24 protein-coding genes are annotated in these 26,401 nt (G+C 62.6%); 14 read left to right on the top strand and 10 right to left on the bottom strand.

The genetic code is table 11. The features are described from left to right. Positions 1-31 precede the first annotated feature (31 nt). Positions 32-6,310: a HAMP domain-containing protein gene (locus AYR66_RS01755; RefSeq protein ID WP_088706083.1), complete on the top strand. Its 6,279-nt coding sequence runs from the start codon at positions 32-34 to the stop codon at positions 6,308-6,310. Further along, the gene (locus AYR66_RS01750; protein ID WP_170942034.1) at positions 6,295-7,149 is read left to right on the top strand and encodes a CheR family methyltransferase; all 855 of its coding nucleotides are present in this window, start codon (positions 6,295-6,297) and stop codon (positions 7,147-7,149) included. Before AYR66_RS01755 ends, AYR66_RS01750 begins: the two co-directional genes overlap by 16 nt. Here the strand turns inward: AYR66_RS01750 and AYR66_RS01745 are convergent. After that, the gene (locus AYR66_RS01745; protein ID WP_088706081.1) at positions 7,146-7,937 is read right to left on the bottom strand and encodes an IclR family transcriptional regulator; all 792 of its coding nucleotides are present in this window, start codon (positions 7,935-7,937) and stop codon (positions 7,146-7,148) included. The genes AYR66_RS01750 and AYR66_RS01745 overlap by 4 nt on opposite strands. 171 nt (positions 7,938-8,108) lie before the next feature. On the opposite strand from AYR66_RS01745, the gene AYR66_RS01740 reads away from it, so the two are divergent. Genes AYR66_RS01740 through AYR66_RS01730 form a run of 3 tightly spaced genes read left to right on the top strand, consistent with a single transcriptional unit; the run spans position 8,109 to position 10,644 of the window. Beyond that, entirely contained in the window at positions 8,109-8,843 is a 735-nt protein-coding gene (locus AYR66_RS01740; RefSeq protein ID WP_088706080.1) for a (Fe-S)-binding protein, read from the top strand. Next, the gene (locus tag AYR66_RS01735; protein ID WP_088706079.1) at positions 8,843-10,249 is read left to right on the top strand and encodes a LutB/LldF family L-lactate oxidation iron-sulfur protein; all 1,407 of its coding nucleotides are present in this window, start codon (positions 8,843-8,845) and stop codon (positions 10,247-10,249) included. The genes AYR66_RS01740 and AYR66_RS01735 overlap by 1 nt, the downstream gene beginning before the upstream one ends. Then, positions 10,246-10,644 carry a diacylglycerol kinase gene (locus tag AYR66_RS01730; RefSeq protein ID WP_088706078.1) on the top strand — a complete coding sequence of 133 codons (399 nt, stop codon included), beginning with the start codon at positions 10,246-10,248 and terminating at the stop codon, positions 10,642-10,644. The genes AYR66_RS01735 and AYR66_RS01730 overlap by 4 nt, the downstream gene beginning before the upstream one ends. On the opposite strand, the gene AYR66_RS01725 is transcribed toward AYR66_RS01730, so the two are convergent. The 8 genes from AYR66_RS01725 to AYR66_RS01690 form a co-directional block, all read right to left on the bottom strand. Further along, positions 10,634-10,954 carry a gamma-butyrobetaine hydroxylase-like domain-containing protein gene (locus AYR66_RS01725; RefSeq protein WP_088706077.1) on the bottom strand — a complete coding sequence of 107 codons (321 nt, stop codon included), beginning with the start codon at positions 10,952-10,954 and terminating at the stop codon, positions 10,634-10,636. The two genes, AYR66_RS01730 and AYR66_RS01725, sit on opposite strands and share 11 nt — an antisense overlap. A 3-nt stretch (positions 10,955-10,957) precedes the next feature. Then, positions 10,958-11,923, bottom strand: coding sequence for a HEAT repeat domain-containing protein (locus AYR66_RS01720; protein ID WP_088706076.1), 966 nt, complete (start codon positions 11,921-11,923; stop codon positions 10,958-10,960). A gap of 9 nt (positions 11,924-11,932) precedes the next feature. Next, positions 11,933-12,772 carry an ABC transporter ATP-binding protein gene (locus AYR66_RS01715; RefSeq protein WP_206047018.1) on the bottom strand — a complete coding sequence of 280 codons (840 nt, stop codon included), beginning with the start codon at positions 12,770-12,772 and terminating at the stop codon, positions 11,933-11,935. 2 nt (positions 12,773-12,774) lie between these two features. Beyond that, on the bottom strand, positions 12,775-13,584 hold the full coding sequence (locus AYR66_RS01710) for an ABC transporter permease (RefSeq protein ID WP_088706074.1): 810 nt from the start codon (positions 13,582-13,584) through the stop codon (positions 12,775-12,777). Between the two features lie 88 nt (positions 13,585-13,672). Continuing rightward, a complete protein-coding gene (locus tag AYR66_RS01705; protein WP_088706073.1) occupies positions 13,673-15,073 on the bottom strand; it encodes an ABC transporter substrate-binding protein in 1,401 nt (466 codons plus the stop codon). Between the two features lie 36 nt (positions 15,074-15,109). Further along, on the bottom strand, positions 15,110-15,343 hold the full coding sequence (locus AYR66_RS01700) for a 4Fe-4S dicluster domain-containing protein (protein ID WP_088706072.1): 234 nt from the start codon (positions 15,341-15,343) through the stop codon (positions 15,110-15,112). Positions 15,344-15,354: 11 nt separating this feature from the next. Next, positions 15,355-17,082 (bottom strand): fumarate reductase/succinate dehydrogenase flavoprotein subunit, encoded by a 1,728-nt coding sequence (locus AYR66_RS01695; protein WP_088706071.1) that lies wholly within the window; start codon positions 17,080-17,082, stop codon positions 15,355-15,357. 12 nt (positions 17,083-17,094) lie between these two features. Next, positions 17,095-17,847 (bottom strand): GntR family transcriptional regulator, encoded by a 753-nt coding sequence (locus tag AYR66_RS01690; RefSeq protein WP_088706070.1) that lies wholly within the window; start codon positions 17,845-17,847, stop codon positions 17,095-17,097. A 246-nt stretch (positions 17,848-18,093) separates the two neighbouring features. On the opposite strand from AYR66_RS01690, the gene AYR66_RS01685 reads away from it, so the two are divergent. From AYR66_RS01685 to AYR66_RS01645, 9 genes are all read left to right on the top strand, one after another. Continuing rightward, on the top strand, positions 18,094-18,516 hold the full coding sequence (locus AYR66_RS01685) for a DoxX family protein (RefSeq protein WP_088706069.1): 423 nt from the start codon (positions 18,094-18,096) through the stop codon (positions 18,514-18,516). Between the two features lie 130 nt (positions 18,517-18,646). Further along, on the top strand, positions 18,647-19,144 hold the full coding sequence (locus AYR66_RS01680; RefSeq protein WP_088706068.1) for a GNAT family N-acetyltransferase: 498 nt from the start codon (positions 18,647-18,649) through the stop codon (positions 19,142-19,144). Positions 19,145-19,295: 151 nt separating this feature from the next. Then, positions 19,296-20,303 carry a sulfate ABC transporter substrate-binding protein gene (locus tag AYR66_RS01675; protein ID WP_088706067.1) on the top strand — a complete coding sequence of 336 codons (1,008 nt, stop codon included), beginning with the start codon at positions 19,296-19,298 and terminating at the stop codon, positions 20,301-20,303. A gap of 212 nt (positions 20,304-20,515) precedes the next feature. Next, positions 20,516-20,731 carry a TOBE domain-containing protein gene (locus AYR66_RS01670; RefSeq protein ID WP_088706066.1) on the top strand — a complete coding sequence of 72 codons (216 nt, stop codon included), beginning with the start codon at positions 20,516-20,518 and terminating at the stop codon, positions 20,729-20,731. A 25-nt stretch (positions 20,732-20,756) separates the two neighbouring features. Then, a complete protein-coding gene (locus AYR66_RS01665; RefSeq protein ID WP_088706065.1) occupies positions 20,757-21,620 on the top strand; it encodes an EAL domain-containing protein in 864 nt (287 codons plus the stop codon). 294 nt (positions 21,621-21,914) lie between these two features. Continuing rightward, positions 21,915-22,781, top strand: a complete 867-nt coding sequence (cysT, locus tag AYR66_RS01660; protein WP_088706064.1) for a sulfate ABC transporter permease subunit CysT — start codon at positions 21,915-21,917, stop codon at positions 22,779-22,781. A gap of 1 nt (position 22,782) precedes the next feature. Beyond that, positions 22,783-23,688, top strand: a complete 906-nt coding sequence (gene cysW, locus AYR66_RS01655) for a sulfate ABC transporter permease subunit CysW (protein ID WP_088706063.1) — start codon at positions 22,783-22,785, stop codon at positions 23,686-23,688. Between the two features lie 2 nt (positions 23,689-23,690). Next, complete coding sequence (locus tag AYR66_RS01650; RefSeq protein WP_088706062.1) at positions 23,691-24,758, top strand: sulfate/molybdate ABC transporter ATP-binding protein; 1,068 nt, start codon at positions 23,691-23,693, stop codon at positions 24,756-24,758. A gap of 10 nt (positions 24,759-24,768) precedes the next feature. Beyond that, on the top strand, positions 24,769-25,695 hold the full coding sequence (locus AYR66_RS01645; protein WP_088706061.1) for a CysB family HTH-type transcriptional regulator: 927 nt from the start codon (positions 24,769-24,771) through the stop codon (positions 25,693-25,695). 24 nt (positions 25,696-25,719) lie between these two features. Here AYR66_RS01645 and AYR66_RS01640 read toward each other — a convergent pair. Continuing rightward, positions 25,720-26,401: M48 family metallopeptidase (locus AYR66_RS01640; protein ID WP_170942256.1), on the bottom strand; the 682-nt coding region annotated here is incomplete at its 5' end.

Here is a 26,401-nt window from a genome sequence, read left to right as displayed (position 1 = left end):
GGGTCGGCACATATGAAACAGATGGAGACACATGATGGACACCAGGACTGAGTTGAGGGATGAGCTGGACGACAAGGTGCTGCTCGGGGTGCTGACGGCACTGAAGAAGGGAGACTTCTCGGCGCGCATGCCGTCGGACCTGACCGGCCTTGCGGGCAAGATCGCCGACACGCTCAACGACATCATGGAAGCCAACGAGCAGCTGGCGCGCGAAATCACCGAGGTGAGCCGAGTGGTCGGCCGCGAGGGCAGGCTGACACAGCGGGCATCGGTACCAAGCGCCGCAGGCGGATGGGCGACCATCGTCAAGTCCGTGAATACGCTGATCGATGACCTGGTGCGCCCGACGACGGAAATGGCGCGCGTGATCGGTGCGGTGGCAAAAGGCGACCTGTCGCAGACCATGTCGCTCGATGTGGACGGACGGCCGTTGAAAGGCCAGTTCCTGCGGGCGGCGTCGACGGCGAACACCATGGTGGACCAGCTTTCTTCCTTTGCCTCGGAAGTGACGCGCGTGGCGCGCGAAGTGGGTACTGAAGGCAAGCTCGGCGGCCAGGCGAACGTGCCCGGCGTCGCGGGGACGTGGAAGGATCTCACCGACTCGGTGAACTCGATGGCGGGTAACCTCACGTCACAGGTGCGCAATATTGCCGACGTGACCACGGCGGTGGCGAACGGCGACTTGTCCAAGAAGATCACCGTGGACGTGCGTGGCGAAATCCTCCAGCTGAAGGACACCATCAACACCATGGTGGACCAGCTGCGATCCTTTGCCTCGGAAGTGACACGCGTGGCACGCGAAGTCGGTACCGAAGGCAAGCTCGGCGGACAGGCCTACGTGCCCGGCGTGGGCGGCACGTGGAAGGATTTGACCGACAACGTGAACTTCATGGCGTCCAACCTGACGGGCCAGGTGCGAAACATCGCGGAAGTGACGACAGCAGTGGCGAACGGCGACTTGTCCAAGAAGATTACCGCCGACGCGAAAGGTGAAATCCTCCAGCTGAAGGACACCATCAACACCATGGTGGACCAGCTCTCTTCGTTTGCATCGGAAGTGACCCGTGTGGCGCGCGAAGTAGGTACCGAAGGCAAGCTGGGTGGCCAGGCGCAGGTGAAAGGCGTGGCGGGCACCTGGAAGGATTTGACCGACTCGGTGAACTCGATGGCGGGCAACCTGACCGGCCAGGTGCGAAACATTGCCGACGTGACTACTGCAGTGGCGAACGGCGACCTGTCCAAGAAAATCACCGTGGACGTGAAGGGCGAAATCCTGGAGTTGAAGAACACCATCAACACCATGGTGGACCAGCTCTCTTCGTTTGCATCGGAAGTGACCCGCGTGGCACGCGAGGTGGGTACGGAAGGCAAGCTGGGCGGACAGGCGCAGGTGAAGGGCGTCGGCGGTACCTGGAAGGACCTGACCGATAACGTGAACTTCATGGCGTCGAACCTGACCGGCCAGGTGCGCAACATTGCGGAAGTGACGACGGCGGTGGCGCGCGGCGACCTGTCCAAAAAGATCACGGTGGACGTGAAGGGCGAAATTCTCGAACTGAAAGACACCATCAACGTGATGGTGGACCAGCTTTCGTCGTTTGCATCGGAAGTGACCCGCGTGGCACGTGAAGTGGGTACGGAGGGCAAGCTCGGCGGCCAGGCGAACGTGCCGGGTGTAGCAGGTACGTGGAAGGACTTGACCGATTCGGTGAACTCGATGGCAGGCAACCTGACCGGGCAGGTGCGTAACATTGCCGACGTGACGACCGCTGTGGCAAACGGTGACTTGTCGAAGAAGATTACCGCCGACGCAAAGGGCGAAATCCTGGAACTGAAGAACACCATCAACGTGATGGTGGATCAGCTCAACGCATTCGCATCCGAAGTGACGCGCGTGGCGCGTGAGGTGGGTACCGAAGGCAAACTCGGCGGCCAGGCGAACGTGCCGGGCGTGGCGGGTACATGGAAGGATTTGACCGACTCCGTGAACTCGATGGCCGGCAACCTGACTGCGCAGGTGCGTAACATCGCGGACGTGACGACGGCGGTGGCGAACGGCGACTTGTCCAAGAAGATTACTGTGGACGTGCGCGGCGAGATTTTCGAACTGAAGAACACCATCAACGTGATGGTGGACCAGTTGAATTCCTTTGCATCCGAAGTGACGCGTGTGGCGCGTGAAGTGGGTACCGAGGGCAAGCTGGGCGGCCAGGCGCATGTGAAAGGTGTGGGCGGCACGTGGAAGGATCTGACCGACAACGTGAACTTCATGGCGTCCAACCTGACGGGCCAGGTGCGAAACATCGCCGAAGTGACCACCGCAGTGGCGCGGGGCGACCTGTCGAAGAAAATTACCGCTGACGCCAAGGGCGAAATCCTCGAACTGAAAAACACCATCAACGTGATGGTGGACCAGCTCTCTTCATTCGCATCGGAAGTGACCCGCGTCGCGCGTGAAGTGGGTACTGAAGGCAAACTGGGTGGCCAGGCGAATGTGCCGGGCGTGGCCGGTACATGGAAGGACCTGACCGACTCGGTGAACTCGATGGCGGGCAACCTGACTTCGCAGGTGCGTAACATCGCGGACGTGACCACGGCGGTGGCGAACGGCGACTTGTCGAAGAAGATTACCGTGGACGTGCGCGGCGAAATCCTTCAGCTAAAAGACACCATCAACACCATGGTGGACCAGCTGCGTTCCTTTGCCTCGGAAGTGACGCGCGTGGCGCGTGAAGTGGGTACCGAAGGCCGTCTCGGCGGCCAGGCGAACGTGCCGGGTGCGTCGGGTACCTGGAAGGATCTGACCGATAACGTGAACTTCATGGCATCGAACCTCACCGGCCAGGTAAGAAACATTGCGGAAGTGACGACGGCGGTGGCACGCGGTGATCTGTCCAAGAAGATCACCGTGGACGTGAAGGGCGAAATCCTGGAACTGAAGAACACCATCAACGTGATGGTGGACCAGCTGTCCTCGTTCGCATCGGAAGTGACGCGTGTGGCGCGCGAAGTGGGTACCGAAGGCAAGCTCGGCGGCCAGGCGCAGGTCGAAGGCGCCGCCGGCACCTGGAAGGACCTGACCGACAACGTGAACTTCATGGCGGCGAACCTGACCGCGCAGGTGCGCGGTATTGCCGGCGTGGTGACGGCGGTTGCAAACGGTGACCTGAAGAAGAAGCTGACCGTGGCAGCACGCGGCGAGATCGCGGCGCTGGCCAACACCATCAATGAAATGACCGACACGCTGGCGGTGTTCGCCGACCAGGCAACCACAGTGGCGCGCGAGGTGGGCGTGGAAGGCAAGCTGGGCGGCCAGGCATCGGTGCCGGGCGCGGCGGGTACCTGGAAGGACTTGACCGAAAACCTGAACCAGATGGCAGCGACGCTGACCACGCAGGTGCGCGCGATCGCGGAAGTGGCGACGGCGGTAACGCGCGGCGACCTCTCGCGTTCGATCCAGGTGGAAGCGCGCGGCGAAGTGGCGGACCTGAAGGACAACATCAACGAGATGATCCGCAACCTGAAGGAGACCACCCAAAAGAATGCGCAGCAGGACTGGCTGAAGACCAACCTCGCGCGTTTCACCCGCCTGCTGCAGGGCCAGCGCGACCTGTCCGCGGTGACCACCCTGATCCTGTCGGAACTCGCGCCGCTGGTCAGTGCGCACCATGGCGTGTTCTACATGATGGATTCGCAGGAGAACGATGCGCGCCTGCGCATGATCGCCAGCTACGGCTACCGTTCCAGCCGCAAGCTGCCGACGTCATTCCTGCCGGGCGAAGGCCTGGTCGGCCAGTGCGCGGTCGAGAAGCAGCGCGTGTGGCTGACCAATGTGCCGCGCGACTATATCCAGATATCGTCGGGGCTCGGCGCAGCGCCGCCAACAAATATTGTCGTGCTGCCGATCCTGTTTGAACAGCAGGTCAAGGCAGTGATCGAAATCGCGTCGCTCGACCGCTTCACGGAAACCCACCTGTCCTTCCTCGACCAGCTGATGGAATCGATCGGTGTGGTGTTGAATACCATCGAAGCCAACAGCCGGACCGAATCGCTGCTCACCCAGTCGCAATCGCTGGCGCAGGAGCTGCAGCAGACCAACCTTGAGCTGGCGGAAAAGGCACGCCTGTTGTCCGAGCAGAACATCGAGGTGGAACGCAAGAACCGCGAAGTGGAACAGGCGAAATTCGCGCTGGAAGAAAAGGCAACCCAGCTCGCACTGTCGTCCAAGTACAAGTCCGAGTTCCTCGCGAACATGTCGCATGAGCTGCGCACCCCTTTGAACAGCCTGCTGATCCTCGCGCAGCAGCTTTCCGACAACCCGGAAGGCAACCTGAGCGAACGCCAGGTCGAGTATGCGAAGACCATCTACGGCGCCGGCAGCGACCTGCTGACGCTCATCAACGACATCCTCGACCTTTCGAAGATCGAGTCTGGTACGGTAACGCTGGAAGTCAGCGAATACCGCTTCCGCACACTGTCCGGCTATGTCGAGCGCACCTTCCGTCACATGGCAGAGGCCAAGCAGCTCAACTTCTCGGTGGACCTGGCCGAGGATCTTCCGGTGGCGATGATGACGGATACCACGCGCCTGCAACAGATCCTGAAAAACCTGCTGTCGAATGCATTCAAGTTCACCAGCCGCGGTGAAGTTTCCCTGAAGATCGGCATGGCCCGCTCGGGATGGACGCACGACCATCCAAACCTGAACCAGGCCGATGCCGTCCTCGCGTTTTCGGTGACCGATACCGGCGTCGGCATTCCGGCCGACAAGCTGCAACTGATCTTCGAAGCTTTCCAGCAGGCCGATGGCAGTACCGCACGCAAGTACGGCGGCACCGGCCTCGGGTTGTCGATCAGCCGCGAGCTGGCCCGCCTGTTGGGTGGCGAAATCCGCGTCGAGAGCGAGGTGGGCGGCGGCAGCACATTTACCTTGTACCTGCCGTACAACCGTTCCGGTTTCGTCAATTACGACCTGCAGCAGAGTGCGGGGCCGGGCATGGTGGTGCGGCAGGCCATTATCCACACGCTCGAACAGACGGTGAATGTCGACGAACCGAGCGTGCCGCGCGTGGACGCCGAGGTGCTGGAACTGCCCTATGAAACAACGTCAGACGATCGGGCACTGATCGCGCCGGGCGATCCTTCGGTGCTGATCGTCGAGGACGACATCCGTTTCGCCGGCGTGCTGCTCGAGCATGCGCGCGAAAAGAACTTCAAGGGCATTGTCACGCACAGTGGCGACTCCGCGCTGACCCTGGCGCGGGATTACCTGCCTGCGGCCATCCTGCTCGACATCGACCTGCCTGACATCGACGGGTTCACGGTACTCGACCGCCTCAAGCGCGATCCAGGCACGCGGCACATTCCCGTGCACGTGATGACCAACCTGAAGGAGCGAGAACGTGCGCTCCGGCAGGGCGCGATCTCCTATCTGCACAAGCCCGTCAGCCGGGAGCGACTGCAGGAAGAGTTTGCACGCATCCAGCAGTTCCTCGTCCGCGGCAAGCGCAGCCTGCTCGTGGTGGAGGATGATCCGATGCAGCGCGAAGCGATCATGGACCTGATCGGATCGGATGACGTACATATCGTCGCCGTCAGTTCCGGCAAGGAAGCGATGGACTCGCTGCACTCGACACATTTCGACTGCATGGTGCTCGACCTGAGTCTGCCCGATATCAGCGGCTTCGACCTGCTGGACCGGATCGGCGACGACATCACGCTGCGCGACTTGCCGGTGGTCGTGTACACCGCCACCGACCTGAGCCGCAAGGACGTCACCCGTCTGAAGCGTATCGCCAAGACCATCGTCGTCAAGGACGCGCGCTCGCCCGAGCGCCTGCTCGACGAAACCGCGCTGTTCCTGCATCGTTCGCCGATCAGCCTGCCTGAACTGCAGCGGCGCATGCTGGAAGACATCCACGTCGAGGATGGCGGACTGGCGGGGCGCAAGGTGTTGATCGTCGATGACGACCTGCGCAACATCTTCGCGCTCAGCTCGGTGCTAGAGCGCCAGCAGATGAAGGTGCTGTTCGCGGAAAACGGCAAGGACGGCATCGAAGTCCTGGAGAAGGACCCGACAATCGAGATCGTCCTGATGGACATCATGATGCCGGAGATGGACGGCTACGACACCATGCGTGCAATCCGGGCAATACCGAAGTTCAAGTCGCTGCCGATCATTACGTTGACGGCGAAGGCGATGAAGGGCGACCGCGATAAATGCCTGGCCGCCGGCGCATCGGATTACATCACCAAGCCGGTGGATGTAGCGCAACTGCTCTCGCTGATGCGGGTATGGCTGCACCAGTAGAGGCTATCGTGACGGACCTGAAGCAAAGCGTCGAGGACCTGGAGATCGACCTCCTGCTCGAAGGCGTGTATCGGCGTTTCGGGCAGGATTTCCGCGGCTACCGGCGGGAACACGTCAGGCGGCGCCTGCATGCGCTGATGCGCGGGGCAGGGGTGGAAACGGTGTCGCTGCTGCAGGACAGGGTGATGCACGATCCTGCATCGAGTGAAATCCTGCTGAGGACCTTGAGTGCGCAGCCGGCGGGGATGTTCGACGATCCGGCCTACTTCCATGCGTTGCGCGAGGCAATGGTGCCGTGGCTGCGCTCCTGCCCCTCGCCCAGGATCTGGGTAGCGGAATGCGTGGCGCCGGAAGAAGTCTGCTCGCTCGCTATCCTCCTTGCTGAGGAAGGCTTGCACGACAAGACGCAGATTTTTGCGACGGCTGCGAACGAGTCGCTGCTGGAAGAGGCCAAGGCCGGTGAATTTTCGCTCGACCGCTGGCCGGAATACGCGGAGAACTACCGCAAGTGCGGCGGACGGGCGGCGTTCTCGGATTACTGCCACAAGGAGCACGGCAGGGGTGTATTCAGCAGCGTGCTGCGTTCGAACGTGACCTGGGCGCAGTACAGCCTGGCGACGGATGCCTCGTTCAATGAATTTCAACTCATCGTGTGCAGGAATGCGCTCGCGGAATTTGGTGCCGCGCTGCATCGGCGGACGTTGCAGCTGTTCTACGACAGCATGCCCTTGTTCGGCATCCTGAGCGTGGGGGATGGAGAGGGATTGAACTGGGCGCCCTTCGTCTCGCGCTACAAGGCGCTCGCCGAAGGGCAGGGGCTGTACCGGCGAGTGGCTTAGGCCGCCGCGCCTTCCGGCACGTAACCAAGCACTGCCGAGATCTGGCCGGCAGTGCTGACCAGGTCTTCGACCCATTCTTCCTGCAAGCGGTCGGCCGGCGCGGAAATCGACAAGCCGGCGATCAGCTTGCCCGAGTCGTCGTAGATTCCGGCAGCCATGCAGCGCACGCCGAGTTCCAGTTCTTCATTGTCGCGCGCATAGCCGCGGGCACGCACCAGGCTCAATTCCCTTTCCAGTTTGGCAAGGTCGGTGATCGAATTCTTGTTGTGGCCGGCCAGTCCCGTGCGGGTGGCATAGGCGCGCACCTGCTTCGGATCGTCCGCCGACAGGAACAGCTTGCCCGTCGAAGTCAGGTGCAGCGGCGCGCGGCCACCGATGGCGCGCACCACCTGCATGCCGGAGCGTTCCGAGAAGGAACGGTCGATGTAGACGATCTCGTCGCCCTGGCGGACGGACAGGTTGATGGTCTGGTGGGTCTTGCGGTGCAGGGCGCGCATGAAATCCAGCGCGGCTTCGCGCACGTTCAGGCGGCTCTTGACGATATTGCCCAGCTCCAGCAGGCGCATGCCGAGGCGGTAGGAGCCGGCTTCGGCGCGGTCGACGAAACGCTTGACGACGAGGTCGTTCAGGATGCGATGGGCGGTGGACGGATGCAGGCCGGTCACGGTGGACAGCTCTTTCAGGCTCACCGGGTCGGGATACTGGGCGAGGGCGTCCAGCAGCGAGATCATCCGTTCGATCACCTGGATCGAAATCTGGCTGCTCTCGGCAGTCTGTTCTGGTTTCATATCGTGGTTGGTGCGTTGCAATAAGCCCTCTTTATATCACATGGTGAAAAAATGAAAAAGTCGGGCGAAAATTATTTGGAGGAAGACTCTAAATTATTTCATCCGTAGCAAACGTGGCCACAAGGCGCGGGGGCGCACATAATGGAGCCTTGCCAACTTGAGGACAGCGTGATGCGCGTCGGATTTTTTCATACTTGCCTGATAGACATGATGCGGCCGGAAATCGGCTTTTCCGTCATCAAGCTGCTCGAAGCCGCCGGCTGCGAGATCGTCGTGCCGGAAAACCAGACCTGCTGCGGGCAGCCCGCGTACAGCTCGGGCGACCGCAAGGCGGCGCGCGCGCTGGCCGAGAAGTTCGTCGAGGAATTCGAAGGCTTCGATTATGTCGTCATCCCCTCCGGCTCCTGCGGCGGCCATGTCAAGACGCATTACACCGACCTGTTTTCCGATGACCCGGTGTGGCTGGCGCGCATGCAGCGTCTTGCGCCGCGCGTTTTCGAGCTGACCGACTTCCTGTACAACGTCGTGAAGATCGAGAAGCTTCCCGGAGAAGGCAAGAACAATATCAAGGGCCCCGTGACCTATCACGACTCCTGCTGCGGCCTGCGTGAGCTGGGCGTGCAGAAGCAGCCGCGCGCGCTGCTCGAAAAGGCAGGCGTGACCGTGAAGGAAATGAAGGACCACCGCCAGTGCTGCGGCTTCGGCGGCACCTTCTCGCTCAAGTACGGCAACGTGTCCGCGGCCATCGTGGATGAAAAGTGCAAGAACATCCAGGATTCCGGCGCGGAAGCAGTAGTGCTCGGCGACCTCGGCTGCATGCTCAATATCGAGGGCCGCCTGCGCCGCACCGGCGACAACACCACGCGCGTGCTGCATGTCGCGCAAGTCCTGGCGGGAGACGCGTGATGCAAGTCCAGTCGATGCATTTCAAGGCCCGCGTGGGCGAAAAGCTGGCCGACAAGCGCCTGCAGGCCAACCTCAAGAAACTGTCCACCAAATGGGTCGCGGGCCGCGCGTCCGCCATCCTGGAGCTGGACGACTTCGAAGGCACCCGCGACGCGGCGAAAGAACGCCGCATGCGCGCCATCGAGAACCTCGACGTCTGGCTCGAGACCTTCGAGAAGAAGGCAACCGAGCGCGGCGCGACCGTGCTCTACGCGGAAAGCGCCGAAGACGCATCGCGCCTCGTGGTCGAGATCGCGAAGAAGCACGGCGTAAAGAAGGTCACCAAGTCCAAATCCATGGTGTCCGAGGAAATGGCGCTCAACAAGGCGCTGGAAGCCGCCGGTGTGCAGCCGGTCGAGACCGACCTCGGCGAATACATCCTGCAGATCAACAACAACGAGGCGCCGTCGCACATCGTCGCGCCCGTGGTGCACAAGGACAAGGACGAGATTTCGGATCTGTTCGCCCGCGTGCACAACCGGCCGCGCCTGACCGACATCCCGCAGATGACGCGCGAGGCGCGCGAGATGCTGCGTCCGCAGTTCCTGTCTTCCGACATGGGCGTTACCGGCGGCAATTTCGTGATTGCCGAAACCGGTTCGGTCGCCATCGTCACTAACGAAGGCAACGAGGGCATGTGCACCATCCTGCCGCCCAAGGTGCATGTGGTCGTCACCGGTATCGAGAAGGTGTTGCCGACGCTGGAAGATTTCGCGACCGTGCTGCGCCTGCTGCCGCGTTCGGCCACCGGCCAGTCGATCACCAACTACGTTTCCCTGCTCACCGGTCCGAAGCGCGAAGCGGACGTGGAAGGACCGGAGCACATGTACTTCGTGCTCGTCGATGCGGGCCGCACTAATCTCGTCGGCACCGACTTCCAGGAGATGCTGCGCTGCATTCGCTGCGGCGCCTGCATGAACCACTGCCCGGTGTACCAGAAGATCGGCGGCCACAGCTACGGCTGGGTATACCCGGGACCGATGGGCAGCGTGCTGACGCCTTCGTATGTCGGCATCGAGAATGCGATCGACCTGCCGCAGTCCTCGACCTTGTGCGGAGAATGCCACGTCGTCTGCCCGGTGAAGATTCCTCTGCCGGACTTGCTGCGCAAGCTGCGCGAAAAGCAGGTGGAACAAAACCTGCGCCCGAAGGCCGAGCGGCTCAGCCTGACGCTCTGGGCTTTCGTCGCCAAACGCCCGGCGCTTTATCGACTCGCCACCAAAATCGGTGTACGCTTCATGCGCATGATGGCGGGCAATGGCAAGACGATATCGAAATTGCCACTCGCCGGCGGATGGACCGACTATCGCGAAATGCCCGCGCCAAGCGGCAAGACATTCCGCGAGTTATACAAACAGCGACGATGACACAGCATCAACAACAGGTAAGCGAGTTCAAGAGCAAAAGCGGCGTAAAGCGGATTTACGCCGCTTTTTTGTATTCCATGCATGGTTTCCGCACCGCCTGGAAGAGCGAGCATGCGTTCCGCCAGGAACTGGTGCTCGTCGTTCCCGGCGTGGTTGTCGCGCTGCTCCTGCCGGTGTCGGTGCTCGAAAAAATCGCGCTGATCGCCGTGCTGATGCTCGTGTTGATCGTCGAACTCATCAACTCGGCAATCGAGGCGGTCGTCGACCGAATCTCCTTCGAGCGCCATCCCTTGTCGAAGAATGCGAAGGACTTCGGCAGCGCCGCCGTGTTCCTGGCGCTGGCGCTGGCCGGACTGACCTGGCTGCTGATCGCCGGCCCGCTGCTCATTCGCTAACCATATCCCACGCGAACCGGTCGTCGCGCAGCTGCCTCAGGTAAAGCCAGGGGAAAATGCCGCGCATGTGTCCATCGTTGAAAATCAGCTGCACGGCATAGGAGCCCACCGGCACGATGCCGTCGATGCGCAGTGCCGGCCCTGCGACGATGGTTTCGTTGCGCTGCTCGCGTGACGACCGGCAGCTCGCGCACTGGCATTTCTCGCGCAGGAAGCCGTTTCCCAGCCGTTGCAGAAAACCGTCCTGCCATCGGATTTCGAGGACGCCAGCGGGGCGGTCATTGGTGATCTTCGCGGGATACATGCCCATGCCTCACGCGGACCTGATCTGCTCGACGGCCAGCCGGGCCGACTTGCGCACTTCGGGATCGGGATCCTGCAATGCATGTTCGAGCGCGGGCAGGGCGGCGGCATCGCGGATTTCACCCAGGGCCAGCGCCGCTTCCTTGCGCAGGTTGGCCGCCGGGTGCGCCAGCGTTTCCACCAGCGCCGGCAAGGCATCGCGGTGGCGCAGGCGCCCCAGTGCCCGGGCCGCGCGCAGGCGGACCTGCCAGTAGTGGTCCTGCAGCGCGGCGACCAGCGGCGGGCCGGCTTCCTGGCGTTGCAGCTTGCCCAGCGTGGTTGCCGCTTCTTCACGGACTTGCCATGCGTCGTCGTTCAATCCCGACAGGAGGGCGGACAGCACACCGTCCACTGAGCCGCTGCCGGCAAAACCAAGCGCACCGGCGGCGGCGCGGCGCACTTCAGCGTCCGGGTCGCCGATTGCGAGCGCGGTCAAAGCCGGAAGCGCTTCCGGATGTTTCAGGTAACCGGCCACGGCGACTGCTTCGCGCCGCACAGATGCATGCGCGTCATGCAGTGCGGCCAGTGCCGGCACGATGCTTTCCGGCGCCTTGAGTTCACGCAGCGCGCGCAGCACGCTGGCGCGGACGAAGGCGTCGGCATGGCCGGCATGCGGCAGCAGCAGCGCGGCGGATTCAGGCAGCTTCAGCTCGCTGAGGCTATGTGCAGCGGCTTCGCGCACGCCGGCATCCTCGTCGGTCAACAGGGCGACCAGGCCGGCCACGCTGTCGCTGCTTTCGAAGGCTTCCAGCGCCCGTGCCGCTTCTTCGCGCACGGTGGGAACCGGGTCGCGCAGGGCCGCGACCAGCAAGGCGGCGTGCTCATCGCCGGCAAGATCGGCGAGGTCTAGGATGGCGATGCGGCGCACCTCGCCGTCGTTGTCCTGCAGGCGCTGCGCGATATCCTGCAGTTCGGGATCGTGGAAAACAGTGCTCAATCTATTTCCTCAAATGGCAAATTGGAGTCGTGCCGCCGGCGCGCCGAGCGGGCTCAGGCGTTCCAGCGGGATCACCTTTCCCTGCGGATGCAGCAGCTCGAGGCAGTGGCGCTTGAGCCGGGTGAATTCGGGCGAGGTGACGAGTCCGGTGTGGCGCGGACGCGCGAAGTCCAGTTCCAGCGTCTCGATGATGCGGCCGGGGCGCGGGCTCATCACGAGGATGCGGTCGGCCAGGAACAGCGCCTCATCGATGTCGTGGGTGATGAAGACGATGGTGGTCTGGATGCGCGACCAGACGTCGAGCAGCAACTCCTGCATCTTCAGACGCGTCTGCGCATCCAGCGCGCCGAAAGGCTCGTCCATCAGCATCACGCGCGGATGGTTGATCAGCACCCGGGCGATTTCGACGCGCTGCTGCATGCCGCCGGACAGTTGCGACGGATAGACGTTCTCGAAGCCTTTCAGGCCGACCAGTTCCAGCAGTTCGCGCGCTTGCGTACGGCGTTCGGCGCGCGGCACGCCTTTCATCTTCAGGCCGAAGGCCACGTTGTCCAGCACCTTCTTCCAAGGGAACAAGGTGTGCTGCTGGAAGACCAGGCCGCGTTCCGACGCCGGACCGTCTACCGGTCGCCCGTCAAGGCTGATCGTTCCCTTGCTCGGGCGGAGATGGCCGGCCAGCGCGCCGAGCAGCGTCGATTTGCCGCAGCCGGAGGGGCCGAGCAGGCAGATGAATTCGCCGGGGCGGATCGACATCGACACATCCTGCAATGCCTCGAATTCCTGTTTGCCCTTGCCGAGGCGGATATGCAGGTGCTCGATATCGATGGCGCCTTGTTGGGTATCACTCATGTTCATTTTCCTTTCGGCTGGTACCAGGGCATCAGCGCGTTGCCGATCTTTCGGACGAGCACGCTGCTGCCCATGCCGATCACGCCGATGAACAGCATGCCGACCACGATCTCGGGATAGTTCTGGATGGTGTACGACGCCCAGGTGTAATAACCGATGCCGAACTGGCCGGAGATCATTTCCGCCGTCACCAGGCAGAACCATGCCGTGCCCATGCCGATCGACAGGCCGGTGACGATGCTCGGCGCGGCGGCGGGCAGGATGACTTCGATGAAGATCGCCACGCTTCCGCTGCCCAGGCTGCGCGCCGAGGCGACCAGCCGCCGGTCCACGCCTTCCACGCCGTGGATGGTGTTGAGCAGGATGGGGAAGAGCGCGCCGATGAAGGTGATGTAGACCATCGACATTTCCGACGACGGGAACATCAGGATGGCGAGCGGGATCCAGGCCACGGCGGGAATCGGGCGCAACACTTCCAGCGGCGGCAGCAACACGTCTTCCAGCCAGCGCGAGCGGCCGATCACCAGGCCCAGGCCGATGCCGATGACGGCGGCGGCGATGAAGCCGGCGAACACGCGGTACACGCTCGCCTTGAGGTGGGCGCCCAGCTTGGGGGACTGGACCAGGGACCAGGCGGCATCGAGGACGTCCGTCGGCGAGGGGACGTTCTGGAAGGTGACGATGCCGATATCGATGCGTTGTGTGGACGCCCACTGCCATGCGGCGACGCAGGCGATGAGGGAGGCCACGCGCAGGAGGAAGCGAGAGGTGCTTTGCCAGTTGGGCGGAGTGGGGAGGGTGTTTGATCTCATGGTTCAGACCGGCTATGCGTTCGCGATTTGGCTGCGTGGTTCCCTCCCCCTGGAAGAGGGAAGGGGCCTGTTCTTCATGACTCAAGAATCAGCTCGCGACACTCCCCTTCGCCCCATTGAAATCCAGCACCTTCCCGCCATTCTTCTTCGCAAACGCTTCCGCGCTTTCCTTGAGAAGAAATACGCTGAACTCCCTCTTGCCATGGCTGACGAACCACGCATCGTCGGCAAACAGCTTCAGGCCGCTGTCACGGTCATGGCCGTACACGACGCGGATCTTCTTGCCGGCCTTTTCCAGCTTCAGCAGGTCGCCCAGCGCGGACTCCGGTGAGCCGTAGTGGCGCACGAGCGCTTCGCCTTCGACCCAGATCTGGGCAACGCGCTTCGGATCGGTGATCGCCTTGCCGGTGGCCGCATCCTTGGCTGTCACCGGCAGCTTTGCGTAGTTCTTCAGGCGCGCGTCATAGTCCAATCCGGCCTGCTTGAACGCGGTACGGATGTACTGGTCGGTGATGAATGCCTCGGCATCGATGTCGCTCTCGGTGCGCTTGAGCAGGCGCAGCGTTTCGATCGAGGTCTTCACCGCCAGGCGGTATTCCGGCTTCCAGGTGAAGTCGCGCGTCTGCAGGCCAAGCGGGCCGTGGAACAGGTAGTTCACCTCGGCTTCGATGCCGGTGACCCTGGCGATCAGCTCGCTGTACTTTTCCGGCTCGGCGGCGATGAGGCGGTCGGCTTCGATCGCGGCGCGCAGGAAGGCGGTCACGATTTCCGGATACTTCTTCGCGTATTCGGAGTCGACCAGGCTGCCGTGGAAGGTCGGCGCGTTGGCCTGCGAACCGTCGTAGATCTTGCGCGCGAAGCCGCGGTGCGGGAACAGCTCGGCGAAGGGGACGAAGTCGGCGTGCGCTTCGATCTTGCCGCTCTGGAGCGCGGAACCGGCGACTTCCGGCGACTGGGTGGTGATGTTCACATCCTTGTCGGGATCCCAGCCTTGCGCCTTGACCGCGCGCAGCAGCATGCCGTGCGCGGTCGAGGCGAACGGCACCGAGATCGTCTTGTCCTTCAGTTCGGACAGCGACTGCAGTGGCGAATTCTTCGGTACCACGATGCCGTTGCCGCTGCCGACCGTGCTGCCGGACAGGACGGTGATGAACTGGCTCTGCTTGCCCGCCTTCTGGAACGCGGCGCCGTTGAAGGAGCCGGGGAAGTCCGCCATCGAGCCGATATCGAGCTTGCCGGCGACCATTTCGTTGGTCAGCGGCGCGCCGGAGGTGAAGTTCTTCCACTGGATGTCGTATTGCGCATCCTTGTACTTGCCGTCGCGCGGCAGGTATTTCTCGAGCAGCTTGAGTTCGCGGATCAGCAGGCCGCCGGTCGCGCAGTTGATGGTGGTGTCTTGCGTGCCGATGGCGATGCGGATGGTCTCGGCGTTGGCGCTGCCGAATGCGAGGGCCAGGCTCAGGCCGAGGATCTTCTGGTGCAGTTTCATTCCATTCTCCTTGTTTTCAAATCAAAAATCGGCGGGTCAGCGCAGCAGGTAGGGGATATCCACGTGCACGGCGCCGGTTGGGCAATCCTTCTCGCAAGGCATGCAGTACCAGCATTCGTCGAACTTCATGGTGGCCTTGCCCTTGACGATGTCGATGGCCAGCACGTCCAGCGGGCAGACGTCGACGCAGACCGTGCAACCCTTGTGCGCGATGCATTTGTCCTCGTCCACGCGCACCGGCACGCTGGTGATGTTCAAAGCGGTTGGCATTCGTTTCTCCTTCAGGCAATCGCCGTTTCCTTGTTGATGCGCAGGCGGTGGTAGGCGCCACGTTCTTTTTCGTCGAGCCGGACGATGTAGGGCTCGATGGGGCGCTTGAAGCTGGCCATGCGCTCGCCGTCTTTCTTCAGCTGCGCATGCACGAACCAGTCGCTGTCGTTGCGCTCGGGGAAATCGACGCGGTAGTGGTACAGGCCCCAGCGGCTCTCGGTGCGGAACAGCGAGGCGCGCGCGGCCATCTCCGCGCAGTCGCGGATTGCATGCACTTCCATCGCGCGCATCAGCTCGTGCGGATTGCGGGCGGAAATCCGGTCCAGGTCTTCATGGATGCCCTCGAAGCGCGACAGGCCAATTTCCATCTTGCGCGTCACCTTCGGCGGCTGCAGGTAGTCGTTCACCATGCGGCGCAGCTTGTATTCCACCTGCGCGGGCGGCAGGCCATCCTCGCGCGCAAGGGGCGCCCAGACGCGCCCGCGTTCGCGTTCGACCTGGGCTTCGTCGACCTCGGCCAGCGGCTTGTCCGCGCAGTAGCGCGCCGCGCTTTCACCGGCCAGCCTGCCGTACACGAAGGCACCAAGCATGTAGTTGTGCGGCACGCAGGCGAGGTCGCCGGCGGCGTACAGGCCGGGTACCGTTGTTTCCGCATGCTCGTTGACCCACACGCCGGACGCGGAATGGCCGCTGCACAGGCCGATTTCGGAAATGTGCATCTCCACCATCTGCTCGCGGTAGTCGGTGCCGCGCCCTTCGTGGAAGCGGCCGCGGCTCGGGCGCTCGTTGGTGTGCAGGATGGTTTCGATGGTGCTGATCGTTTCTTCCGCGAGGTGGTCCAGCTTGAGGAAGACCGGGCCGTTGCCGCTCTGTAGCTCGCGGTAGAACTCCAGCATCATCTGTCCGCTCCAGTAGTCGCACTCGATGAAGCGTTCGCCCTTGTTGTTGGCGGTGTAGCCGCCGAAGGGGCCGGTCACGTAGGCGCAGGCGGGGCCGTTGTAATCCTTGATCAGCGGATTGATCTGGAAGCATTCGATGCCCGACAGTTCCGCGCCCGCGTGGTACGCCATGCTGTAGCCGTCGCCCGCGTTGGTCGGATTTTCGTAAGTGCCGAACAGGTAGCCGGAAGCGGGCAGGCCGAGGCGGCCGGCGGCGCCCGTCGCCAGGATCACGGTCTTGGCGCGCACCACGTGGAAATCGCCGGTGCGGCAGTCGAAGGCCATCGCGCCCGCAATGCTGCTGTCATCCGCGGTCAGCAGGCGCGTGGCCACCAGTCGGTTGGTGATCTCGACGCGCACGCGTTTCAGGCGGCGGTACAGCACCTTCTTGATGTCATGGCCTTCCGGCATGGGCAGCACATAGGTGCCCATGTGGTGCACCTTGCGCATCGCGTAGTCGCCGGTTTCATCCTTTTCGAATTTCACGCCCCAGCGGTCCAGTTCCTCGATCATCGAATAGCTGTTCTGCGCATAGGCCATCACCGTCTTCTGGTTGACGATGCCGTCGTTGGCGACGGTGATTTCCTTCACGTACTGCTCGGGCGTCGCGAAGCCGGGGACGACGGCATTGTTCAGGCCGTCCATGCCCATGGAAATCGCGCCGCTGCGCTTGACGTTGGCCTTTTCGAGGAGCAGCACCCGCAGTTGCGGATTTGCTTCCTTGGCCTTGACGGCCGCCATCGGCCCGGCGGTGCCGCCGCCGATGACGAGCACGTCGACAGTCTGTATATGTGTCTGCATGGTCTTTCCTGTTTACGAAATTGGTGCATGCCGCGCGACGCGCAGCCGGTACTGGAAGGCGTCGCCGCGGAAGTACAGGTATTCGAAATCGAGCGGCTTGCCGGACGAGGTATGCGTGAGCCGCTCCAGCCGCAGCAGGGCCGCGCCTTCATCGACGCGCAGCGTGGCCGCCAGCGTGCGGTCGGCGAGGATCGCATCGATCCGGATGTCGGCATGGCCGAGCGGGATGCCGTAGCCCTGTTCGAGGATGGCGAAGATGTCGCGCCGCTCGAGGTCTTCGCTGCGCAGGCGCTCGCCGATGTCTTGCGGCAGGTAAGTGATCTCCAGCGACACCGGCTCGTCGTCGAGGTGGCGGATGCGCTTGATCTCGGACACGGTGTCGCCCGCGCCGGCCTGCATGCGCTCTGCAACCTGTGCGCTTGCTTCAACGAGGCGGTGGCTGATGACGACATTGCGGATGTCATGCCCCATGCGCGCCATTGCTTGCGCGAAGCCTTCGAGATGGCCCAGTTCCTGGTAAGCCTTGGGCCGGGACACGAAAGTACCCTTGCCCGGAATGCGGAAGATGATGCCTTCGCGCTGCAGGTCGCCCAGCGCCTGGCGCACGGTGATGCGGCTCACGCCGAAAATGCTGCCCAGTTCGCTCTCTGCCGGCAGGCGGGAGTGGGGCGGATAGCTGCCGTCGAGGATGCGCTCGCGCAGGTTCTCCCTGACCTGGGTATGCAGGGGGACGGGCGAGGCTTCGACGGTGCGGAAGTTCTTCATTTCTCTGGCTTTCTGCCTGCCTGTCATGACAGGTTATGACCTACAAGGAGAGGTGATCTTATTCACCGGTCAGTTGAATGAGAACGAAGGCTTTCGCGCTTGGATATTTGGCGGCGCCGCATATCCTTATGCAAAATCGGCAATGTTAAGCACCCGCAATACGCGAAAACGGGCAATGGCGCATACTGTCAGACGAGCCGCCGGAAGACCCGGCGCGCCCGACCTGACGCAATCCAAGGAGCCGCTATGAGAAATGCCGTATCGAGCACCACATCGGAAGACGTGGGCAAACTGATCCTGCGCGTGGCGCTTGCCGTCCTCATTCTTTTTCACGGTGTGGGCAAGCTGGTTGGCGGCGTCGGCTTCATTGCCGGCATGCTGGAAAAGAATGGCCTGCCCGGTGCGCTCGCCTATCTGGTTCTGGTCGGTGAGGTGCTCGCACCTATCCTGATCCTGATCGGCGCATGGACGCGCCTGGCAGCCTTCATTGTTGCAGGCAACATGGTCGTGGCAGTCGGCCTGGTCCATCTCGGCGACCTGTTCAAGCTCAACCAGACCGGGGGATGGGAGTTGGAGTTGCAGGGCATGTTCCTGGCTGCGGCGATCGCGCTGATCTTCCTTGGGGCGGGACGTTACAGCCTCGGCGGCGCCAACGGCCGGCTCAACTGAGTGCCCGGCCAGGAATTTCCGGCCCAAAAAAGCTTTCCGGCGTTCACTGCTATACTTTCCTCAGACCTTGCCCGAAGCCGCGCCGCAGGCCGGCTTCACCATGTAACAAGTCGCATTGTTTGGTAATGGAATGAATGCAGTCATCAGAGCCGCCACGCAGGCGGATGCAGCACCGACCTGCCGGATGTTGTGCCGCTCGATTTCCGAATGTTGCGCGGAAGACCACCGCAACGACGCTACCATCCTCGCCGCCTGGCTGGGGAACAAGACGCCGGAAAACGTGGCCTCGTGGTTCGATTGCCCATCGCATCATTCCATCGTCGCCTGCACCGGGAGCGACGTTGTCGGCGTGGCGATCATGACGCGGCAAGGCAGGATCGTCCTCTTTTATATCGCGCCGGAAGTGCGGTCCACCGGAACCGGCAAGGCGCTGCTCGATGCACTCGAGGCGGAAGCGAAGGAATGGGGCCTGCGCGCAATCCAGGTCGCCAGCACCTTTTCGGCACGCCACTTCTATGAACGTCATGGTTTCGACTATTGCGGCCTGACAAGGACGGCGTTCGGCACCGACGCGGTGTCGCTCACCAAGAAGCTGCCCGGCAAAGGCTGTGGTTGCGGCCGGCAGTAAATTGACTTTCTAGCAAAAAAGCCGCTTCGAGCGGCTTTTTTCATGTCCTATATATGTATAACGCATAAGGAAGCGCAAAAGTATTCGTTCTTATTACATAGGCGCTTCATTAACCTGTCGACTTCGGAAATCCACTTTAGGGAGAAGACAGATGTTGCTCAAGAAACTGCTCCAGTCCGCACTGGCGCTCGCCCTGGTCGCACCGGCCGCCTATGCTGCCGATGTCTCGCTGCTGAACGTGTCCTATGATCCGACGCGCGAGCTGTACCAGGACTTCAACAAGGCCTTTGCCACGCAGTGGAAGGCCAAGAATGGCGACAATGTGACGGTCAAGCAGTCTCACGGCGGCTCCGGCAAGCAGGCCCGTTCGGTGATCGACGGCCTGGATGCCGATATCGTGACGCTGGCGCTGGCCTACGACATCGACGAAATCGCCGCCAGGGGCCTGCTCTCCAAGGACTGGCAGAAGCGCCTGCCGCACAACAGTTCTCCCTACACTTCGACCATCGTGTTCCTGGTCCGCAAGGGCAACCCGAAGGGCATCAAGGACTGGAACGACCTCGCCAAGCCGGGCGTCTCCGTCATCACGCCGAACCCGAAGACTTCCGGCGGCGCACGCTGGAACTACCTCGCCGCATGGGGCTATGCGCTGAAGCAGCAGGGCGGCTCCGAAGCGACCGCGAAGGATTTCGTGACGAAGATCTTCAAGAACGTGCCGGTGCTCGATTCCGGCGCGCGCGGCGCCACTACGACCTTCGTCGAGCGCGGCATCGGCGACGTGCTGATCGCCTGGGAAAACGAAGCGATCCTGGCCATCAAGGAACTCGGTCCGGACAAGTTTGAAGTCGTGGCCCCGACCCTGAGCATCCTGGCCGAACCGCCGGTCGCGGTCGTGGACAAGGTCGTCGACAAGAAGGGCACGCGCAAGGTGGCCGAAGCCTACCTGCAATACCTGTACACCGACGAGGGCCAGGAAATCGCGGCGCAGAACTACTACCGCCCGATCTCCGACAAGGTTGCGAAGAAGTACGCGGCGCAGTTCCCGAAGGTCAAGCTGTTCACGATCGATGAAGTCTTCGGCGGCTGGACCACGGCGCAGAAGGCCCACTTCTCGGACGGCGGCTCCTTCGACCAGATCTACCAGCCGGGCCGCAAGTAATCGCCGCACCCGTCCATCGCAGCCATGGCCTTGTCTCTTCCCGCCATCCACGCCGCCATGGCTGCGCCTGCCCGATGTAGCGCATGAGGCTGCCCCGGCAGTCTATCCTCCTTTCCCGTCAATTTATCCAGGCTTCCGCGGCCATATGCCGCGGCGGGAGGAAGCCTTCGTCCTTTTCGATTGAACTCCATCCACGCTTGAAAGGAAAACCCATGAGCATCCAGGCAATCAACGTACGCAACCAGTTCCGTGGCAAGGTCAAGGCCATCATTGACGGGCCGGTCGTGTCGGAAGTCGATGTCGAAACCCCGGCAGGCATCGTCACCTCGGTCATCACCACCCGTTCGGTGCGCGACCTCGGGCTCGAACCCGGTGTCGAAGTCGTCGCGCTGGTCAAGGCGACCGAAGTCTCGATCGCCAAGATCTGACGATCCAACGGACGGAGGCGCTGCCATGCCCGCTTCAATTCCTTACCAGGGACTGGAACACTACCTGACCCGCCTTTACAGCACCGCCCAGGCCGGCACACGCGTCTGGCTCGATGCGGAAGGGCGGGCCACAGGCCGCTATTTCAATTCGACGCTCACGAGCGCATTCCAGCCCATCCGCCGCCTCGGCAGCGACGAGGTGATCGGATACGAGGGATTCGCGCGCAGCTATTCGGAAACGGACCAGGGCCTGTGCCTGTGGAAGCTGCTCGACCATGCCGCCAACGACGACGAGTCGGTCGAACTCGACCGGCTGTGCCGCATGCTGCATTCGATCAATTTCTTCCGGCAGCCCGAGTCCGAGGGCAGCGATCTCTACCTCAGCGTGCACGCGCGCCTGCTGGCGGCGGTGGACGGCAACCACGGTACGGCATTCAGCCGCATCCTGAAGATGCTGGACCTGCCGCAACGGCGCGTCGTGCTGCAGTTGCCGGTGATCGTCGAGCACCAGGGCTGGCTGGCGAACTATGTGGCCGACAACTATCGCCGCAACGGATTCCGCATTGCGATGAACGCGATCGACTCGCTCGAAGCGCTCAAGCTGATCGACCTCGTGCGGCCGGAGGTGGTGAAAGTCGATACCCGCCAGACCATCCACGACGGTCCGGCCTTGCGGCTGCTGGAACAGTGCGCGGCACGCAACATCCGTCTGATTTTCAAGCGGGTCGAAAGCGCGGAGACGCTGGACAGCCTTGGGCGCATTGCGGCGCTCAGCGGCGTACCCATCCATGCGCAGGGCTACCTGTGGGACTTGCCGGGCGCTTCCATTTCCGCTGTGCGCAGGCAACCGGGAGGACTGCCGCTACAGCCGGCGAGGGCGGCAGCCTGAAGGAAGCTGTCTCAATATTGTTTTCGGTGGCGTTTTGATTTTGCCGGACGTAATAACAATGTATGAACCGTGCATACATTGTTATTACATCCGGCAATTTTCATTTGAAGTGTGTAAGTCATTGTTTTTATGAGGGGAAGCCTGTTTCCGGCCATCCGGCCAGCCTTCATTTGCATTTCCGCAGCCGGTCAATATCCGAAAACGTTCTATCGACATGCAAAAAAAATCGTTTTGTTTATAACGACGGAGTGCAAATATCGCCATTCATTAGCTGAATTTGTAATAAGAGGGTATATGGGAGCAGTTGCAATCACACCGTCGCCGAGCCGGCACAAGGCCGTGCGCGTCATTCCCGGATTCCGGCTGGCGCTCGGTTTTACGCTGACTTACCTCGCGCTGATCGTCCTGTTTCCCCTGTCGGCGGTCTTCCTGAAGACCTTCACGCTGACCTGGGACGCATTCTGGACGGCGGTGACCAACGAGCGTGTCGTCGCGTCGTACAAGCTGACCTTCGGCGCCTCGCTGCTCGGGGCGCTGATCAATGTCATCTTCGGCGGCATCGTGGCATGGGTGCTGGTGCGCTACCGCTTCCCCGGCAAGAAGATCATCGATGCGCTGGTGGACCTGCCTTTCGCGCTGCCGACCGCGGTCGCCGGCATTGCCCTGACCGCCCTGTATTCCGCCAACGGCTGGATCGGCCGTTACCTCGAACCGCTCGGCATCAAGGTGGCCTTCACGCCGCTGGGCGTGCTGGTCGCGCTGACCTTTATCGGACTGCCCTTCGTCGTGCGTACGGTGCAGCCCGTGCTGGAGGAGGCCGAGCGCGAACTCGAAGAAGCCGCCGCCAGCCTCGGCGCCAATCGCCTGCAGACCTTCACCAAGGTGATCTTCCCGACCATCCTGCCGGCGCTGCTGACCGGTTTCGCGCTGGCCTTCGCGCGCGCCACCGGCGAATACGGTTCGGTCATCTTCATCGCCGGCAACATGCCGATGGTGTCCGAGATTACGCCGCTGTTCATCATCACCAAGCTGGAGCAGTACGACTATACCGGCGCCACCGCGATTGCCGTGGTGATGCTGCTGGTGTCCTTCGTCCTGCTGCTGACCATCAACCTGTTGCAAGCCTGGACCCGCAAGCGCGGCCGGGCGGAGAAAGTCTGACATGGCCGGAGCTGCTGCTACCCTACCGATTTCCGCCCAGGCGCGGGGCGAACCCGCCTACGCACCAGCGGCCACCGTCGAGCCCGTGTGGGTGCGCGCGCTGCTGATCGGCATCGCGCTCGCCTTCCTGACGCTGTTCCTGTTCATTCCGCTGCTCGCGGTGTTCTCCGAGGCGCTGCGCAAGGGCTGGGATGCCTATCTCGCGGCGATCGTGGAGCCGGATGCGATCTCGGCGATCAAGCTGACGCTGCTCACGGCCGCGATCGCGGTGCCGCTCAACCTGGTGTTCGGCGTCGCCGCTGCGTGGACCATCGCCAAGTTCGAGTTCCGCGGCAAGAACGTGCTGCTCACGCTGATCGACCTGCCGTTCTCGGTATCACCGGTGATTTCGGGCCTGATCTACGTGCTGCTGTTCGGCGCCCAGGGCTGGTTCGGCGAATGGCTGCGCGACCATGACATCAAGATCCTGTTCGCCGTGCCCGGTATCGTGCTGGCCACCATCTTCGTGACCTTCCCCTTCGTCGCACGGGAACTGATTCCGCTGATGCAGTCGCAAGGCACGGAAGAGGAAGAAGCCGCACTGGTACTCGGCGCCTCCGGCTGGCGCACCTTCTGGCACGTCACGCTGCCCAACATCAAATGGGGCCTGCTGTACGGCGTGATCCTGTGTAACGCCCGTGCGATGGGCGAGTTTGGCGCCGTATCGGTGGTGTCCGGCCACATCCGTGGCGAGACCAACACCATGCCGCTGCAGGTGGAAATCCTTTACAACGAATACAACTTCGCGGCTGCGTTTGCGGTGGCATCGCTGCTCGCACTGCTCGCACTTGTCACGCTGGCGCTCAAGACGTTCGTCGAATGGCGCGCCGCCGACAGCAACCTGCAACCGCTACACGAGGGACAGTAATCATGGGTATCGAAGTCAAGAACATCAACAAGCGATTCGGCAGTTTCGTCGCGCTTGATAACGTCTCGCTCAATTTTCCTCCGGGTGAGCTGACGGCATTGCTCGGTCCTTCCGGCTGCGGCAAGACGACCCTGCTGCGCATCATCGCCGGCCTGGAACAGCCGGATGCCGGCCAGGTCTTCCTTGACGGCGAGGATGCGTCGGGCAGCCATGTGCGCGAGCGACAGGTCGGTTTCGTGTTCCAGCACTATGCGTTGTTCAAGCACATGAGCGTGTTCGAGAACATCGCGTTCGGCCTGCGCGTGAAACCGCGCAACCAGCGTCCCTCCGAATCCGAGATCCGCAAGAAGGTGATGTCGCTGCTGGAACTGGTGCAGCTCGACTGGCTGGCCGACCGCTTTCCACCGCAACTCTCCGGCGGCCAGCGCCAGCGCATCGCGCTCGCCCGCGCATTGGCTGTTGAACCACGCGTGCTGCTGCTCGACGAACCCTTCGGCGCGCTCGACGCCAAGGTGCGCAAGGAACTGCGCCGCTGGCTGCGCCGCCTGCATGATGAACTGCACGTCACCAGCATCTTCGTCACCCACGACCAGGAAGAGGCGCTGGAAGTGGCCGACCAGGTGGTGCTGATGAACAAGGGCAGGGTCGAGCAGATCGGCTCGCCGGACCAGGTGTACAACCAGCCGGCATCGCCTTTCGTGTACGGCTTCCTCGGCAACGTCAACCTGTTCCACGGCCGCGTGCATGAAGGCGTGCTGGATGCGGGCGGGATCAGCCTCGAAGCGCCCGACCATGCCGCCGCGCGCGACGCGCAAGGCATCGGGTTCGTGCGCCCGCATGACATCGAGGTGGAGCGCTACAGCGCGGACGCGGAAGGCATCGTTGCCCGCCTGCGCCGCGCGCATGCAATCGGTCCGCTGGCGCAGCTCGAACTCGAACGCGCGGACAATGCACAGTTGATCGAAGCAGTCATATCGACCGAGCGTTACGCCCAGCTCGCGCTGCAGGAAGGCGAAACCCTGGTCGTCCGTCCGAAACGCCTGCGCGTCTTCGTCGACGAAGCGGTTTGACGGAGGGAGCATGAATTTCCAGCAATTACGTTCTGTCCGCGAAGCCGCCCGCCGCGGCTATAACCTGACGGAAGTCGCCAACGTCCTGTTCACCTCGCAGCCCGGCGTAAGCCGCCAGATCCGCGAACTGGAAGAAGAACTCGGCGTCGAGATCTTTGAACGCAACGGCAAGCGCCTGACCGGCCTCACCGACCCCGGCCGGGGCATCCTGCAAATTATCGAGCGCCTGCTGCTCGAAGCGGAAAACCTGCGCCAGGCCAGCCGTGAATACGCCGGTGAACGCAGCGGCACGCTTGCCGTCGCCACCACGCACACCCAGGCGCGCTATGTGCTGCCGAAAGTGGTCCAGGCTTTTCGTTCAGCCTTCCCGGATGTACGCATCGCCCTGCAGCAAAGCTCGCCGGAACACATCGCGGAGTGGGTCATTTCGGGCAAGGCCGATGTCGGCATTGCGACCGAAGGCCTGAGCCAGTTCGAGGACCTGGTGTCCTTCCCGTGCTACAGCTGGAGTCACATGATTGTCGTGCCGGAGGATCATTCGCTGGCAAGCCTGAGGACGGTCACGTTGCAGGACCTGGCGGAGCATCCTCTGATCACCTACGACGTCGGCTTCACCGGCCGCGGCCATATCGATGACGCCTTCGCGCAAGCCGAGACCAGCACCGACATCGTGCTGACGGCAATGGATTCGGACGTGATCCAGCAGTATGTGTCGCTTGGCTTGGGAGTGGGTATTGTTGCGTCGATGGCCGTGGAGAACAACCTCGCACCGGGACTCAGGGCAATCGATGCATCGCACCTGTTCGCGGCCAATGTGACCCGGCTCGCGGTGCGTCGCGGCGCCTACCTGCGCGCCTACACCTATGAGTTCATCCTGCGTTTTGCGCCGGGACTGAAACGCTCGGATATCGAAACCGCGCTCAGTGCGGCCGGTTGACGATAACCGGCCGGGCACTTGCGCTCAGGGAAGCAGGGGCCGCTTGCGCGCCTGCTTGCTGCGGATGTCCTTGATCGCCTTTTCCATGGCGGCAACGCGATAGTTGATCGACGGATGCAGTGCCGTATATCCATTCAGTACGCTGGACGGATATTCCATTGCCATCCGCTGCCAGAACGGCACCACCTGGTCGATGTTGTAGCCGGCGCGCGCCAGCATGTAGAGCGAGAGCTTGTCGGCCATTGCGTCGAGGTCCTGCGGCATCGGACGCAGGCCTGCCATGCCGCTCATGCTGCCCATGTCCGGGCGTATGCGCGTCAGGTTGTCGATGATGCCGCCGATCGTCGCACTGGTACGCTGCTTGGTAGCGTGCGACAAGGCGTTGTGCGCCATTTCCTTCGCCAGCACGTAAGCCAGTTCGTCGTCGCTGCGGACCGCATTCAGCATGCCGCGCGTGACCAGCACGCGATGGCCATCCGAGTAGGCAACGACGTTTTCCGAATTGCCCAGCTCGATGCCGAAGGCGCAGGCATAGGTGAGGGGCACGCTGACCGGCACCCGTGCGCCGTCGCGCTGCACCGTCAGCGCGATGCTCGAGCGTCCGCTCATCATCGGCGCAAGGATGCCAGCTGCGTCGCGCTCGGCGGACTCGCCTTTCGGCAGGTTCTTGTCCTCGACGGCAAGCAGGACGTCGCCATGTTTGACA

The sequence above is a fragment of the Noviherbaspirillum denitrificans genome (assembly GCF_002211445.1).
In the GTDB taxonomy this organism is placed as follows: domain Bacteria; phylum Pseudomonadota; class Gammaproteobacteria; order Burkholderiales; family Burkholderiaceae_D; genus Noviherbaspirillum; species Noviherbaspirillum denitrificans.
The sequence above is the reverse complement of the archived record's forward strand: the minus strand, read 5'-3'. Positions and strand labels throughout refer to the sequence as shown.